At 36.2% G+C, this 17,407-nt stretch carries 11 protein-coding genes; 8 read left to right on the forward strand and 3 right to left on the reverse strand.

The features are described from left to right. Positions 1-63 precede the first annotated feature (63 nt). From IEV50_RS06895 to IEV50_RS06930, 8 genes are all read left to right on the forward strand, one after another. Complete coding sequence (locus IEV50_RS06895) at positions 64-1,032, forward strand: AAA family ATPase (protein ID WP_229746660.1); 969 nt, start codon at positions 64-66, stop codon at positions 1,030-1,032. Further along, a complete protein-coding gene (locus IEV50_RS06900; RefSeq protein ID WP_229746661.1) occupies positions 1,032-1,919 on the forward strand; it encodes a DUF58 domain-containing protein in 888 nt (295 codons plus the stop codon). The genes IEV50_RS06895 and IEV50_RS06900 overlap by 1 nt, the downstream gene beginning before the upstream one ends. Before the next feature lie 3 nt (positions 1,920-1,922). After that, positions 1,923-3,290, forward strand: a complete 1,368-nt coding sequence (locus IEV50_RS06905; protein WP_188412509.1) for a BatA domain-containing protein — start codon at positions 1,923-1,925, stop codon at positions 3,288-3,290. Next, a complete protein-coding gene (locus IEV50_RS06910) occupies positions 3,277-5,409 on the forward strand; it encodes a DUF4175 family protein (protein WP_188412510.1) in 2,133 nt (710 codons plus the stop codon). The genes IEV50_RS06905 and IEV50_RS06910 overlap by 14 nt, the downstream gene beginning before the upstream one ends. A 2-nt stretch (positions 5,410-5,411) precedes the next feature. Then, positions 5,412-7,196, forward strand: coding sequence for a hypothetical protein (locus tag IEV50_RS06915; RefSeq protein WP_188412511.1), 1,785 nt, complete (start codon positions 5,412-5,414; stop codon positions 7,194-7,196). Positions 7,197-7,288: 92 nt separating this feature from the next. Next, positions 7,289-8,923 carry a TldD/PmbA family protein gene (locus IEV50_RS06920; RefSeq protein WP_188412512.1) on the forward strand — a complete coding sequence of 545 codons (1,635 nt, stop codon included), beginning with the start codon at positions 7,289-7,291 and terminating at the stop codon, positions 8,921-8,923. Between the two features lie 2 nt (positions 8,924-8,925). Then, positions 8,926-10,242 (forward strand): TldD/PmbA family protein, encoded by a 1,317-nt coding sequence (locus tag IEV50_RS06925; RefSeq protein WP_188412513.1) that lies wholly within the window; start codon positions 8,926-8,928, stop codon positions 10,240-10,242. A 61-nt stretch (positions 10,243-10,303) separates the two neighbouring features. After that, the gene (locus IEV50_RS06930) at positions 10,304-11,944 is read left to right on the forward strand and encodes a TldD/PmbA family protein (RefSeq protein WP_188412514.1); all 1,641 of its coding nucleotides are present in this window, start codon (positions 10,304-10,306) and stop codon (positions 11,942-11,944) included. A gap of 170 nt (positions 11,945-12,114) precedes the next feature. Here the strand turns inward: IEV50_RS06930 and IEV50_RS06935 are convergent, their stop codons facing one another. The 3 genes from IEV50_RS06935 to IEV50_RS06945 form a co-directional block, all read right to left on the reverse strand. Then, positions 12,115-13,002, reverse strand: coding sequence for an SMP-30/gluconolactonase/LRE family protein (locus tag IEV50_RS06935; RefSeq protein ID WP_188412515.1), 888 nt, complete (start codon positions 13,000-13,002; stop codon positions 12,115-12,117). A gap of 806 nt (positions 13,003-13,808) precedes the next feature. Beyond that, entirely contained in the window at positions 13,809-15,569 is a 1,761-nt protein-coding gene (locus IEV50_RS06940) for an ABC transporter ATP-binding protein (RefSeq protein ID WP_188412516.1), read from the reverse strand. Continuing rightward, positions 15,553-17,289: an ABC transporter ATP-binding protein gene (locus tag IEV50_RS06945; RefSeq protein WP_188412517.1), complete on the reverse strand. Its 1,737-nt coding sequence runs from the start codon at positions 17,287-17,289 to the stop codon at positions 15,553-15,555. The genes IEV50_RS06940 and IEV50_RS06945 overlap by 17 nt, the downstream gene beginning before the upstream one ends. Positions 17,290-17,407 lie beyond the last annotated feature (118 nt).

A 17,407-nucleotide genomic window follows, 5' to 3' on the forward strand; every position in this document is an offset into this window, starting at 1 on the left:
ACAATATCTCACTTACTAAAAAAATCAACCGTTTTGGAGCGTTCAGAAAGCAACCTAAAAATATTGATCGATAAGATCTCCTCGTTAAAAAGCGAAATACAAAAAGTAATTGTTGGGCAAGATGTAATTATAGAAGAAATGCTCATTGCGCTAATGGCGGGTGGCCATTGTCTTTTGGAAGGAGTGCCAGGTTTAGCAAAAACTTTAATGGTTAAAACCATGTCTCAGGCATTAGATCTGTCTTTCAGAAGAATTCAGTTTACGCCCGATTTAATGCCAACAGATATTGTTGGAACAGAAATCCTGGAAGAAGATCATGTAACCGGAAAACGCTTCTTCAAATTTAACAAAGGGCCTTTGTTTGCAAATATTGTTTTAGCAGATGAGGTAAATAGAACACCTCCAAAAACACAATCGGCACTTTTAGAAGCCATGCAAGAGTTTGAGGTTACGTATGGTGGACAAACCTATCCATTAGACAGACCCTTTTTTATCCTTGCAACGCAAAACCCAATTGAACAGGCAGGAACTTATCCCCTTCCGGAGGCTCAATTGGATCGCTTCCTTTTATACATCAAAATTGGATATCCAACGGCGCAAGAAGAAGCGCAGATTTTAAGCAGTACAACCGGAAGTAAAAAAGCGGTTATCAACCCGATTATTGGTGCCGAAGAAATTAAAGAATTACAAGCCATTACGAGAGAAATAAGCATCAGCGACGATTTGATAACTTATGTTAGTGAACTAATCCGTGCAACAAGGCCCGATACTACAACAGTAAATTTTGTTAAAGAATGGGTTCGTTGGGGCGCAGGTCCACGTGCAGGTCAGGCGTTAATTTTAACAGCCAAAGCAAGGGCTTTATTTAAAGGCAGGTACGCTGTAATTATGGAAGATTTACAAACCATGGCTTATCCAGTATTGCGCCACAGGGTTTTGATGAATTTTAAAGCCGAAGCAGAAAATGTATCGGCAGATAAAGTAACGGATGAATTGATTAAAGCAATTTCAAAACCCAAAGCGAATATTTAATGAGTAAATTACTCGATCCTAAAGTATTGATGGCGATTAAAGAACTGAGTTTGTCGGCCAAAATGACAATCGATGGTTTCATGAGCGGCATTAATAAGAGCACAATTAAAGGCGGAGGATTGGAGTTTAGTCAGTACCGCAGTTACCAGCCTGGTGATGATTTGCGATCTTTGGATTGGAAAATGTTTGCTCGGTCAGACAGGTATTACATTCGCGAATCGGAAGTAGAAACCAACATTGGGGTGCGTATATTAATTGATGCAAGTGCTTCGATGAATCACAGCGATGGCGATTTTACAAAGATTCAATATGCAAAATACCTCGGCGCATCACTAGCCTATTTAGCTAATTTGCAAGGCGATGCAATCGGATTATACGTTTTCCAGAATTCGGGTATTTTCTCCATGACACCAAAGCAGGATTTCCAGCATCTGGCAAGACTGTTTTATCAGTTAGAAAGCATTAATCCTGATGGAGAATTTACCAAACCGATACATTATAAAGAACTTTTTGCAGGCACTCAAAAACGCGAATTGTTAATTTTCGTTACTGATTTATATCAAACCAACGATGAAATAATCCATCTGCTCGACACCTTAAATACGCTTCGCCACGAAGTTGTGGTTTTCCATGTCGTATCTAGGAATGAATTAGACTTAGACTTTAAAGGTTATACCACTTTCGAAGATTTAGAAACTGGTGAAACCATTCAAATCGACCAGGCAAAAGCCAGAACTGAATATAAAACAAAATTGGCTAACTACTTGGAAGAAACAAGAGTTAAAATGCTGGATAGAAGGATTTTTTACAGAACAATTTGTACTGATGAACCTCTGGATCAGGCTTTAAGAGATTTTTTAAAACAAAGAAGTAAACTTAGAATTTAAACTGTGCAATTTTTATATCCCATAGGTTTACTGGCGCTTGCAGGTTTAATTATTCCGCTTATTATCCACTTGTGGAACATTAAACAAGGCAAAACATTAAAGATAGGCAGCATTGCCTTTTTGGGTGAAAGCTCACGTGCAAGTTCAAAAAGTTTCAGAATTAATGATTGGCTTTTATTGGTTTTGCGCTGTTTGCTTTTAATTTTAGTTGCGTTTATTGTAGCACAACCTTTTCTAAAAAAAATGTTATCAGGTAAAAGTGTTGGATGGATTTTAGTCGAGAAATCTAAATTCCAAACCGTTTTTAAAAACAATAAAAATAAAATCGATTCTTTAATAACGATTGGTTATGAAATCCACGATTTTAACATAGGATTTAAGGCGTTAACTTTAAAGGATACGGCAAATATTGATAGCGCTAAACAAAATGCTATAAGTTATACAGCACTTTTAAATCAATTAAATACAATCATTCCTACTGGAAATTCAGTTTACTTGTTTGCAAACAATCGATTAAATTCCATTGGAAATGAGCTGCCCAAAATTTCCTATAAACTCTTTCGAAACCCTATAAATGAAACAGATACATTAGGCAGTTGGATAATGGATTATGCTGGCAAGAAATATGAAGCAAAATCAAATCCATCAAGCACAGTTTATACAGCAATTGCATCTAATGATGTTCCGCCAATTCGGGTATCAATTTACGAATCTGCAGGAAATTCTGATAGAAAATATCTGAATTCAGCACTCAAAGCCATCGCAAGTTTTACTGGAAGGCGAATTGAAATAAATCCTGCAGGAAAAGTAGATGTTGGTTTTTGGCTTTCAGATGAAGCGGTTTCATCAGATTTTAAATCTTCAATTACGTCTGGCGGAGTTTTATTTCAATATGAAAAAGGTAAAATAATTCCCGAAGCTTCGTTTATTGTAATTGATGGAAAAAACATTACATCGAGTAAAAGAATCGAAGCTCAAAAAACTTTAGAAACCATTTGGGCTGATGGTTTTGGCAATTCGATTTTATCAGCAGAAAAACAAAATGAATTAAACGTGCTCCATTTTTATAGTCGTTTGAACCCGCAATGGAGCCAATTGGTTTGGAACGAAACATTTGTTAAAGCTTTAATGCCAATAGTAATTCAGGATAGTAAAAGCTCAAATTTTGGCTTTGAAGATAATCAGGCTGACCAAAGGCAATTGGCAAAAAACCAAAAAGAAATCATTCAAATTTCCAAAACAGAAAAAACAACACAAAACACTCAAAACAAGCCACTTGATAATATATTTTGGATAATTGCATTTTTGATTTTCCTTACCGAGCGCATGCTAACTTTCAGTAAAAAAACCGCAAACTATGTTAAAAACTGAAGGACAAAATTGGATTCATAACCTACGCAAAAGGTGGACAATGCTTTACGTGCTACGCATATTAGCAATTGGTTTAGCCATCGCTATGGTTTCATCTGCCTTATTAATTTATTTAATGCATTTACCAGTTTGGTTATTTGCTATAGTTTTGCTTCTGGTGCTTGCAGTTGCATTTTTTATAAAACCAATATGGAAAACTACAGATAAAGATTTCTCAAGATTTGTAAATAATCGTTATCCGGAGTTAGAAGAAAGTGCCGATTTGCTGCTTAGAAACCCAACCGAACTTTCGATGTTGCAACAATTGCAGCGAAACAAAATAGAAAAAATTATTCCGCTAATTCCTAAACCGAAAGAACCTGTAAAAAAATTATACACCGGCTTGGCCATACTTTTAGCAGGAATTTTAATGAGTTTTGGCATCACAAAAATTCCGCAAATTCAAAAGGCATATCATTCTGAACAGGAAAATCAAATATCTGTCCCTTCAATAAAAGAAAATGTTCTGCCAGAAATTTCTAGTTTGAACGCTACGATTATTCCACCGGCTTATACCCGAAAACCAGAACGTAAACAAAAAGAATTTACCATAAAAGCCGAAACAGGTTCGAAAGTTAATTGGAAGATTGAAACGAACATCAGCATTAAAAACGTTAAAATCATCTTTAATGATAAGGAAACCATTTCGCTTAATGCCCAAAATACAGACAAAACACTTTGGTTTTACTCAAAAACAGTTTCAAAATCTGGTTTCTATCAATTGGTTTTAGATGGCAAAAAATCAGATTTATATCAAATTGAGGTCATTCCTGATTTGCCGGCTACAATTAAAATTACACAACCAAAGCAACATACCACCATTGATGTTGGACAACCACAAAAAATAAATTTGAAGGTTAATTTAAGCGATGATTATGGCGTAAACGATGCATTTATTTCGGCCACAATGGCGAGTGGAAAAGGCGAAGGTGTGAGTTTTACGGAGAAGAAATTAAGTTTTAACACCAAATTTAACAACGAGAAAAGTATTGTTTTAAGCAAGCAAATTGATTTGAAAAGTTTGGGGATGAAACCGGGTGACGAACTTTACTTTTTCATCAAAGCGATGGACAATCACGGACAATCCAGCCGCTCTGATGTTTATTTCGTTTCAATTGTAGATACCACAGAATTGATGAGCATGGCTGGAATGACAAATGGAGTGAACTTGGTTCCAGAATATTTCCGTAGTCAAAGGCAAATTATTATCGATACGGAGAAGTTATTAAAAGAGCAATCTTCTTTATCTATAGAGGCTTTTAAAACCAGAAGCAACGAATTGGGTATAGACCAAAAACTTTTAAGGTTACGTTACGGGCAATTTTTAGGCGAAGAAAGTGAAACGGAAATTGGTGGCGACCATGAAGAACACAACGAACATGCCGGGCATAAAGAGGAGGAAGAAAAGTTCGGCGATGTTACGGCGATAATGGATAAATATGCCCACAAACATGATATTGCCGAAGACGCGACCTTCTTTGAACCGGAAATGAAGGCCCAGTTAAAAGCCGTTTTAACTGAAATGTGGAATTCTGAACTGCGTTTAAGAACATACAAACCTCAGGAAGCCTTACCTTTTGAATATAAAGCTTTGCGGTTATTGAAAGATTTACAGCAAAAATCAAGAGCGTATGTAGCTAAAACAACAGTAAAAACTGCTTCCTTAAAACCCGAAAAAAGATTAAGTGGCGAATTGGATAAAATCACCCAACCTGTACAAAAAATGTCTTCGGAGCAGAAAGACCAGCGACTAATACATTTAAAAACATCACTGGCTTTATTGGAAAGCAGAAAATCAGGTAAGAAATTTATGGAAGGCGATAGGTTTTTATTAAGTGAAACAGAAAAATACATGATTGGTGCTGCAGCCGATAATCCGGCAACGTATTTAAATGCTTTAACTAGTTTAAGAAGATTAGCTGCAGAAAATAAGGTACAAAGCAGGGATATTGATGTAGTTCAGCAGGCTATACAAAAAATGATAAAAGGAGAATCTGCCAAACCGCAAATGCAAAGTGCTCAACCAGCTTCCGCTTTATATCAGAACTATTTTAATAACCTTAACAAAGCAGGCCGATAGATATGGATTTTAAATACATCGTTCTGATTTTATGCTTGCTTTTACTTGCTTTTTTGCTCTATAAAGAAATTAGCAGGGCAAATAAAGGAAGGTTAGTATGGCGGGTTTTAGCAAGTTTAATAGCTGTAATTTGTTTTGCACTATTAATAATACCGGTAAAATATGAAACAAGTTTAAGGCGAAACGCTAACGAAATAACGCTGTTAACTGCAGGAATAAATCCTGATTCGATTGCAAAACTTAAAGGCCAGAAGTATTCGCTGGCTTCAGCAGATTTAGTAAATGCCAAAACCATTCTAATTCCCGATCTCTCCTATTTCTTAGCAACGCATAAAGACATAAAAAAACTGAACATTTATGGTAACGGTTTATCCGATGAAGAATTAAAAAGCGTAAATGGTTACGAAATTAATTTTCACCCTGCAGCAAAGCCTAATGGCGTAATTTCTGCAAACTGGCAACATAAAATTAAAACTACCGAACAACTAAACGTTCAGGGAATTTATCAAAACACGAGCAATGAAAAGGTTAAAATTTTACTTAAAGGCTTAGGCAATTCAATAGATTCTTTATCAATTGAGCCCAAATCGGATAAAAGTTTTTCATTTAACACTCAACCAAAGCAAACAGGAAAAGCAATTTATCAGTTAATTGCTTTGCAAGGAAGAGACACATTATCCAAAGAACCTATTCCTTTTTTAGCTGGTGAACAAAGCCCGATGAAAGTGTTAATCTTAGCTTCTTTTCCAGATTTTGAATACAAATTTTTAAAGAAATGGCTGTTTGAAAATAAATATCCATTAGCTTTTAGAAGCCAGATAAGTAAAAATAAATACAGCACTGATTTTCTGAATATGGATAGTTTAAGCTTAAACCGAATCAATGCTTCTTCCTTAAAAAAATTCGATGTTTTAATTATTGATGAGGAGGAACTCGCTGCCCTTGGCGGGAGTGAAAGAGCAGCGATTGATAATGCCGTGAATAGCGGAATGGGCATAGTTATCAGAATTTTAAATGCAAAATCAATTACGCCAATTAGCGGCAGGTTCGGCAGATTTGAATCGCCGGTGCCGAAAGATAAACAACTTGGTCTGCTGCTAAAGGATGAAAATTATAAATTCAGCAAGTTGCCTTTAGAACAAACGCTGTTTTTAAAAGCTTCGCAAAACGACCAACCCCTAGTTGCTGATGGGAGTGGGAAAATTTTAGTCAACAGCACCATCAAAGGCTCAGGAAAAATATTAATTTCTTCTCTTGTTTCAACTTTTAACTGGCTTCTTTCTGGAAAAACAAGTGATTACACTACCTATTGGTCTGAAATTTTATCAAAAGCGGCACGAAAGAAACCAGAAATTCAATCTGTTAAAACTACTCCTCAATTTCCTGTTATAAATGAGAAAATAAGATTTGTTGTTGATCTTGGTGAATCTGGAAAAATTCCTAAGCTAAAAATTGATAGTTTAAAATTGGCACCAAGGCAAAACATAGAACTTCCATTTCAATGGGATACAACTTTTTGGCCAACTCGCGATGGCTGGAATAATCTGTCTGTGAATCAATCTACACAATCTTTCTTTATTTATAAAAATACGGATTGGCAGGCATTAAGAAATCAACAGAAAATAAACTTTACGCAGTTATTTATAGATAAATTGAAAAACCAACAACGAAAAACTACAATAACTGACATTTCTTTTCAGGAAGACGTATCGCCATGGTGGTTTTTCGCTGGATTCTTATTAGCTTCTGCCTTTTTATGGTACGAATCCAGAATTTTGACTATATAATATCGATTGAAACTAAAATGTTATAATCCAATTAGCCATTTTAACACCATAATTGGCTATCTTGGAATCGTAAATCACCTAAACTGAACCAATTGAAAAGAAAAGATTTCCTCTATTTATCAGGAATGGGTATGGGCGCTCTGATGCTTCCCGACCTTTCCGCTTTCGGAACTCCCATTGATCCTTTACAGGCGCTGGATGGAGTTGATGTAAAAATTAAAAAAGAACTGGCTGATGTTGCGCTTAATGCCGCAAAATCTAAAGGTGCAACTTATGCAGATATTCGTATTGGCCGTTACCTGAATCAATTTGTGGCAACTCGTGAAAAACGGGTACAGGGTGTTGCAAACACTGAATCTTATGGTGTTGGCATACGTGTTTTGGCCAATGGATGCTGGGGTTTTGCCGCAACAAACAATGTAACTAAAGATTCAATTGCTAAAGCAGCTGAACAAGCTGTTGCCGTTGCAAAAGCCAACTCAAAAATTCAAGGCGAGCCTGTACAACTTGCACCGCAAAAAGGTTACGGCGAAGTAAGCTGGAAAACACCTATTGAAATTAATGCTTTTGAAGTTCCTGTTAAAGAGAAAGTAGATTTGCTTTTAAATGTGAACGATATTGCCATGCAAAATGGTGCTAACTTTGTTAATTCGGTAATTTTTGCTGTAAACGAACAAAAGTATTTTGCTTCTACTGATGGTTCATACATCGATCAGGATGTTCATCGCATCTATCCAAACTTTAATGTAACCAGAATTGATAGGGCTTCTGGCCAGTTTAAAACCCGTAACTCATTAAGCTCCCCAATGGGTAAAGGTTACGAATATATGCATGCCCGTCCCGAAGATAAAGTAAGTGGAATTGTAACGCGTTACAAAGGCCGATACGATATGCTTGAAGATGTGAAGGAAGCTGCTCGTGTAGCCTCAGAAAAAATTAAGGCAAAATCTGTTGAGCCAGGCAAATATGATTTGGTTTTAGATCCGTCTCACCTTTGGTTAACCATCCACGAATCTGTTGGTCACCCAACTGAATTAGATCGTGTTTTAGGCTACGAAGCAAACTATGCAGGCACAAGTTTCTTAACCTTAGACAAATGGGAATCGAAAAAATTCAAATTTGGAAGCGATAAAGTAAATATTGTTGCAGATAAAACCCAGGTTGGCTCATTAGGTGCTGTTGGTTATGATGACGAAGGCGTAAAATGCAAGAAATGGGATTTGATTAAAGATGGCGTTCTGGTGAATTATCAAGCCATTCGCGATCAGGCACATATTATTGGCTTAAACGAATCTCAGGGTTGCTGTTATTCTCAAGGTTGGGATGATGTTCAGTTCCAACGCATGGCGAATGTTTCGTTACAACCAGACAAAGAAAAACTAAGCGTTGATGATATGATTAAAAATGTTGAAAAGGGCATTTATATCATTGGTGATGGTAGTTTCTCCATCGACCAGCAACGTTACAATTTCCAATTCGGTGGACAAATTTTCTATGAAATAAAAGATGGAAAAATTGTTGGCATGCTTAACGATGTTTCTTATCAGGCAAATACTCAGGAATTCTGGAATTCTTGTAATGCCGTTTGCGATGAAAGTGATTACCGTTTAGGTGGTTCATTTAACGATGGAAAAGGACAGCCTTCTCAAAGTAGTGCAGTTTCTCATGGTAGTTCTACCGCGAGATTTAATGGAGTTAATGTTATAAATACAGCAAGAAAAATATAATTATGGCCATATTAAGTAAAGAAGAAGCCCAGGCAATATTAAAAAAAGTGGTCGGCTTTTCTAAAGCAGATTTCTGCGAAGTAAGTTTAAGAGGTTCTGATGGCGGTAATATTCGTTATGCCCGAAATGCAGTATCTACAGCAGGACAAATCAGTACCATGAGTTTAGGCGTAAGCTCAACTTACGGAAAAAAAACAGGTTCGGCAACGATTAACGAATTTGATGATGCATCATTAGAAAAAGTGGTTAGAAGAGCAGAAGAATTAGCCATGCTCGCTCCGGAAAATCCTGAATTTATGCCACTTTTAGGTCCTCAAACATTTCCAGAATCTAAAACTTTTAATGCAAGCACCGCAGCCATGACGCCTGATACAAGAGCAGAGATGGTTGGCAAAAGTTTAAGTGTATCAAAAGCAGCAGGTTTGGATGCAGCAGGTTTCTTAGAAAACTCTACAAGCTTCAATTCGGTAATGAATTCAAAAGGTTTATTTGCCTATAATAAAGGTACAAACGTTTCCTTTTCGGTTACGGTAAGAAACAAACAAGGTACTGGTTCTGGCTATGTAGAACAAGATTTTAACGACCTGGCTAAAATGGATACGCTTGCTCTAAGTAAAATTGCAGCGAGTAAAGCCAATGGTTCTGCAGGTGCAAAAGCAATCGAACCCGGAAAATACACGGTTATTTTAGAGCCACTTGCTGCAAGTGATATTTTGGGAAATATGTTTAGAGGTTTTGATGCCCGAAGTGCTGATGAAGGCCGTAGTTTTATGAGTAAGAAAGGTGGTGGAACTCGTTTAGGAGAACAACTATTCTCTGAAAATGTGAACATCTACTCAGATCCGATGAATCCTGAAATTCCTTCTTCTACCTGGTCTGGCGATGGCTTACCTGTTAAAAGAACACAATGGGTAGAAAAAGGTGTAGTTAAAAACCTGGCTTATTCAAGGTATTGGGCTTCGCAAAAAGGTGTTGAACCGCTTCCATTTAGTCGTGGTGTAATCATCGAAGGTGGTAATCAATCGTTAGAAGAATTGATAAAAAGCACGGAAAAAGGAATTTTAGTAACGCGTTTTTGGTACATCCGTTCGGTTGACCCACAAACCTTATTGCTTACGGGATTAACCCGTGACGGTACTTTTTACATTGAAAATGGTGAAATAAAATTTCCGATTAAGAATTTCAGGTTTAATGAAAGTCCGGTAATAATGTTAAACAATGTTGAAGCATTGGGTAAACCAGTGAGAACAGGTAGTGGGTTAATTCCACCGATGAAAATCCGCGATTTTACTTTCACATCTTTATCAGATGCTATTTAAATAATTTAAACAGCGGTGATTATTTCTCCGCTGTTTTTTTACACTCTAAAATTTTCAAAAATTGAGAAGAAGAGATTTTTTATATATGACAGGTGTTGGACTTGGTGCAACCATGATCCCTAACATTCCTGCTTTTGGCAAAATTATTTCCGTCGAAGAATCTTTAACACCTGTTGATGTTGCCTTGAAGAAAAAAATGGCTGATGTTGCACTTAACGCGGCAAAAAGCAAAGGTGCAACTTATGCCGATGTTCGCATTGGAAGGTATTTAAACCAGGTTGTAGCTACCAGGGAAACCAGGGTTGAAAACATTTCAAATTCAGAATCTTATGGTTTGGGTGTTCGCGTTATTGCTAACGGAAGCTGGGGTTTTGCAGCAACCAACAATATGGATAATGCCAGCATTGCAAAAGCTGCTGAAGCTGCTGTTGCAATTGCAAAAGGCAATTCAAAGTTGATGGAAGAACCTGTACAATTGGCTCCACAAAAAGGTTACGGTAAAGTAAGCTGGAAAACACCAATCGAAATCAATGCATTTGAAGTTCCAATTAAAGATAAGGTAGATTTATTATTAAAAGTAAACAGCGAAGCGATGAAAGGCGGTGCAAAATTCATCAACTCTAATCTTTTTATGATTAATGAGCAAAAATATTTCGCTTCTACAGACGGTTCTTATATCGATCAGGATATTCATAGAATTTGGCCAAATTTCACTTTAACCAAAACAGACTCAGCCAGCGGCAAATTTGAAACCAGAAGTGCTTTAAGTGCGCCAATGGGAATGGGATTTGAATATCTAAACCCAAAAGATTCAGAAAAAATTAAAGGCGGACCAGTAACATTATACAAAAAGCGTTATGATATTTTGGAAGATGTTCGCGAAGCCGCAGTTCATGTTGATGAAAAGCTAAAAGCAAAACCCGTTGCTCCAGGAAAGTATGATTTAATACTAGACCCATCTCACCTTTTTCTGACCATACACGAATCTGTTGGTCACCCAACTGAATTAGACCGTGTACTCGGCTACGAAGCCAATTATGCTGGTACAAGTTTCTTAACGTTGGATAAATGGGAATCGAAAAAATTCAACTTTGGAAGTAAGGAAGTAAATATTCTTGCCGACAAAACTGAAACAGGCTCGTTGGGTGCCGTTGGATACGACGATGAAGGCGTTAAATGCGGCAACTGGGATATCATCAAAGACGGCATTTTAGTTAATTATCAAACCATAAGAGACCAGGCTCACATTTTAGGATTGAAGGCTTCGCAAGGTTGTTGTTATGCAGATAGCTGGGATAGTATTCAATTCCAACGAATGCCAAATGTTTCATTAGCACCAGGAAATGCAGCTTTAACTGCCGCAGAAATGGTTAAAAATGTTGAGAAAGGCATTTATATGTTTGGCAGAAATTCATATTCAATAGACCAGCAGCGTTACAATTTTCAATTCAGTGCACAACTAGCTTACGAAGTTAAAGAAGGTAAAATTGTTGGCATGTTTAAAGACGCAGCTTATCAGGCAAATACACAAGAATTTTGGAATTCATGTGTTCAGCGCTGTGATAAAAATGATTACCGCTTAGGTGGAACTTTTTCGGATGGTAAAGGCCAGCCCGGGCAAGTAAGTGCTGTTTCTCATGGCAGTGCTACAACACGTTTTAATGGTGTTAATGTAATTAATACAGGTAGAAAATTAGGGTAAAATAAAATGAGGCTGTATCATAAATACGAAATGTCATCCTGAGCCTGTCGAAGGACTTGCAAGAAATACCTTCTGGGGCGTTTCGATCCTTCGACAAGCTCAGCACAGGCTTAGCTCAACGTGACAAGATTCAAAGATAAATTGCTTTATGATACAGCCTCATTTATTTTTTATTCAACTCCTTTTGCATTTGTTACAATTTTATAAATCGATTTTGATGCGGTAATAAATAAAATATTTCTGTCTTTTCCGCCAAAGCAAATGTTTCCACACCAATTTTCTGGTACATCGATATGGCCAATTTTATTTCCTATTGGGTTATAAATATCAACCCCTTTGCCAGTTAAATAAATATTTCCATTACTATCTAAAGTCATTCCATCAGACCCCTGCCTAAGTAACAACTGGCGGTTGCTTAATGAAGCATCTTGGCCTATCTCATATCTATAAGTTACATCAGCAACTCTATCTGCCACGTATAAATATTTTCCATCGGGTGTACCAACAATACCATTTGGTCTTTTAAAATCTTCTGCCACAACCATTGCAGTCTTTTTTCCCTTCGGGAGATAATAAACCTTTTCTCCAACAATTTCTGGCGATTTTCTTGTCCAGTAATCACGTTGATAATATGGGTCGGTAAAATATATTCCGCCTTTTTTGTCTATCCAAATATCATTCGGGCCATTTACTTTCTTACCCTCAAAATCAGAGAACAAAACGGTTACTTTTTTATTTTTATCGATAGACCATATTTGATTGTTTTCATCAGCACAAACAATCAAATTTCCTTTTCTATCGAAATAAGTTCCGTTAGCCCTACCCGATTTATCCATAAACAAACTCAAATTCCCATCAAAGTCATATTTCCAAATCTTATCATTGGGCTGATCCGTAAAAAAAATATTGCCTTTCTTATCTACGGAGGCTCCTTCTGTAAATTTAAATTGCGAGGAAATCAGTTTTAAACTATCCTGAACAAAAATTAGATTTGTGGATTGGGCAGAGGAAACTAAAGAAAGCAAAGTTAAAATCGAAAAGATAAGGTACTTTTTCATAGGATGATATTTGGTATTGCAAGGTGATGAATAAACATCTCTGTTGCAAATAAAAAAGCTATCATCATATCGAGAGAAGCCGAGAAATCTTTAAACATAGAAAACTTCCTCCTCCTTTGTCTGTGTCCCCACAGACCGAAACCAATATCATATAACAACATTTGAGGACACAGACAAATGAAAAAAAATGAAAATATCACAAAATAGATAAATTTTAGAAGAGCAAGTCCTGAAGCATTTATTAATGTTAGCCGCTCTATCGGGTCTAATTAACCCATTCCTCGGTCTGTGTCCCCACAGACCGAAACTAATATCATATAATAACATTTGAGGACACAGACAGAGGAAAAAAAATGAAAATATCACAAAATAGATAAATTTTAGAAGAGCAAGTCCTGAAGCATTTATTAATGTTAGCCGCTCTATCGGGTCTAATTAACCCATTCCTCGGTCTGTGTCCCCACAGACCGAAAATAAAAGTTTAATGTTCAGTAAGGACATTGGCCATGGTTAAGAACATTTAAATAAATATTTCAAAATCCATAAATTTTAGAAGAGCAAGTCATGAAATCTGTATTAATGTTCGTCCCGCTATCTCTTCAAGCCCTCATACTCATTCCTTGTCTTCCGCTCTATCGGGTCTAATTAACTTTTGCTTCTGCAAGTATTTAAGGTTGCAAATAAATAAGCTATCATCATTTCGAGCGAAGCCAAGAAATTTTTGAAATAATCCCTGATGTGAATATATTGCCTTAAATAAGATAGGAATGCGATATATTTTTATTAACTGAAACAAATAAAATAACTTAACTCACTCGCTTGCCTTTTAACAACATATTCAAAGCTTCATTTAAGGTTCCTGCTTTTTGAACTTCTCCTTCGTTAACGAAATAAATTTCATCAGCATTTTCTATGGTATTTAATCGGTGCGCAATAATTACTAATGTAGTTTCTTTCGATAATTTGTTTAGGATATTGCTTAACAACTGCTCTGTAATGGTATCAATATTTGCAGTTGCTTCATCTAAAATCAGTAATTCGGGATTGCGCAAAACAGCACGCATAAATGCAATTAATTGCTTTTGTCCCAAACTAATATCATCAGAGCCTGAAGTGATTTGCGTATTCAATCCTTCATCAAAAATGGCCAAAAGCGCATCGAGATTTGCATCCTGAATAATTTTTTTCAGTTCATCATCACTTACATCTTTATACTTACTGTTGCCATATAAAATATTATCCTTAACACTTCCAGTAAATAAAAATGGTTCTTGCAGAATAAAACCAATTTTTTGTGAACGCTCTTCAGCACTAAACGAACGAATATCTTTTCCATTAAGTAAAACCACACCTTTTGTGGCATCGTATAATCTGGAAATAAGCGATGCAGTAGTTGTTTTTCCGCCTCCAGTAGGCCCAATTAAAGCGTAAGTTTTACCTTTTTCGAACCTTAAATTAATGTTATGCAGAATTTCTTTTGAATCATCATAAGAGAAATGAACATTTTTAAATTCAAGCAAAGCATCAGAGGTTATGGTTTTATTACCCTCAACCTGAGTTAGGTTTGTATCCAATAAAAGGATTTGAGAAATCCTATCCCAACTTGCCATTGCCACCTGAAAACTCGTCCAAAGCGCAGCCAATTGTCTTAACGGATTGTAAAAATTAGTACAATACGAAATGTAACTGACTAATAATCCTAATGAAAACTGACCAATAGAAATTAAATAAATACCAAAAAGCAATACGATTAATTGCGCAATACTCGAAAGCAAGCCATAAACAGGCACAAAAATATTGTTGGCTAAACCGGCACCAATGGCCGTTTTGTAATTTTCTTTATTAGCCTCATCAAAACGTTTCCTAAAATAATCTCGACGATTAAAAGCAATAATAACTTTGAAATTATTTAAACTTTCCTGAATTTCGGCGCTCATTCCGCCCACGCTCTTTAAATTTTTAGCATTTTTCCGTTTAACCCAAGGCGATAAAACCATGGTAAAAAGCACAATGATAACCGCTGGCGAAAGAGCTGCCGCACCAAGCTCTAAATTTATAGACAAAAGGAAAATCCCTGCACCAAGCATAGTTACAATACTACTGATAAACTGCATCAGCGATTGTGAGAAAAACTGATTTAGCTTATCTGTATCATTATTTACCCTCGAAATTAAATCGCCGGCTTTATTCTGATTGAAAAAAGAAACCGGAAATTCCTGCAGTTTATTAAAAATAGCATTTCTTAAAGTGTAAAGCATTCTTTGGCCCACGCCACCCATTAGTTTAGTTTGCGTGTAGCCCGTAATCATGGCAATCATATACATCACTAAAAGAATTCCGCCAAAAACTAAAACGCCATGAAATTGCTTTGTTCTGATGTAAGTATCGATGGTATGACCAACTAAAAGCGGCCCAAGTAAAAGCAAACCAGAGTTTATTAGAATCGCTATCAGCGCCAGCCAAAGATTTTTTCGCTCAGCAGAAATGAGTTTCAACAATCTTTTAAGCGCTTTATAAGTAGATTGCTTTTCTTGCTGTTGATTAATCTGGTTAAGATTGTAGTTCATAATTGCTGGTGCTCTGTTGTGAATTATAAATTTGAACGTATTCAGGACTACTTTTTAGTAATTCTTGATGGGTTCCGGAGGCAATGATTTCTCCTTGCATCAGCAAGATAACCTTATCGTAATTTTCAACAGATGCTATTTTCTGAGTTACCGATATTAACGTTAAACCTGGATAATTCTGTTGAATATTTTCCAGTATCCGCTTTTCGGTATTGGTATCTACACGAGCGGTAAAATCATCTAGCAACAATATTTTTGGATTTACAGCCAATGCCCTTGCCAACATAATACGCTGTTTTTGACCACCAGAAAGGCTATTTCCTCGTTCAGAAACAATTGTATTAAGTTTCTCCGGGAGACTATCAACAAAATCTTTCAGCTCGGCAGTTTGAATGGCTTTTGCTAAAGATTCATCAGTAACTGTATCGCTGAAAGCAATATTTTCTCGAATGCTCATATTAAACATGATGCTATCTTGAAACACAAAACCAACTTGCTTATGAAAATTCTCTTGATTATAATGGTTGATTTCTTTTCCATCGAAAAGAACTTCTCCAGCATTTGGATTGATTAAGCCTGTTAAAATGTAAAGTAACTGTGTTTTACCCGCAGCCGTTGGGCCGATAATTGCCGTTTTAGAACCTGATTTGGCCGCGAATGAAATATCTTTTAAAATTGGCTTCTGCCCAATCGTTAGCGAAATATTGTTTGCCTCCACTTCACCGATTAATTCATCGGTTAGTGTTCCCGGATGTTTAATTTCCGCGGCATTTAAAACACTTTCAATTCTTTGATACGATGCCGTTGCCTGTGCAATTACATTACTCATAAACCCAATAACGAGAATTGGAAAAATTATTAGCGCTAAGTAACTATTAAAAGCGGCGAACTCGCCTAAAGTCATGGTGTTGTTAATTACAAAATGCCCACCAAGTACTAAAATTGTTAATCCTGATAAGTTGGCAACGAATACAATAATCGGAATTAAACCTGCAAATAAGCGCAGAATAGATAGACCCAAATCTCTGGCTTTTGCATTTGCATCGAGAAATTTATTGTATTCAAGCTGTTGTGAATTGATTACCCGAATTAATGCTGAACCCAAAATACTCTCACTAATTACTTTATTTAACCAATCTATAACCTCACGACTTTTGATAAAAAGCACTCTTACTTTTTTCAATACGAAGAAAAATGCGCCACCAATAATCGGTACAATTGCGATTATACACAACGCAAGTTTCCAATTAATCATTAAAAGTAAAATGCTTGCACCAACTATTAAAAAGATGGATGATGCTAAGGAAACGATGGCTTGAGAAACAAACATTTTTATCGAATCAGCATCCGAAGTGAGGTTAGTTAATAGTTTTGAGGGATTTGCCTGAATAATATAAGCATGACTTTGACGCGAAATTTGGTCTGATAGTTTGGTTCTTAAATCTCTCGCCACGCGTTCTGAAGCGTAAGTTTGCACAATACTTTGCAAGTAAGTAAAAATAAAAACCAGCACAATTGCCAGCGCAAACTGAAACAAAATCGAATTTAAGTTAAAAGTTTTGTTCGTGTAAGAATCAATTCCTTCAGCAATAATTTTAGGCAATAATAAATTGATTCCATTGCTCAGTAAAGCAAATAAAATCAGTAGGAAAATTAAGCCTTTATAAGATGCAAGCAAGCTAAAAACACTTGGTTTTTTAGCCTCTTTGGGTTTTGCCATATTACGATATAAACTATTGTAAACATCAAATTTAACCCATTTATTTGAATAGTTTATGTTTAATTTGTTTTTCGAAATTTGAGGAGGCAACTAATCAATTTTGACATCATTCCCATGC

The sequence above is a fragment of the Pedobacter mendelii genome (genome assembly GCF_014635725.1).
In the GTDB taxonomy this organism is placed as follows: domain Bacteria; phylum Bacteroidota; class Bacteroidia; order Sphingobacteriales; family Sphingobacteriaceae; genus Pedobacter; species Pedobacter mendelii.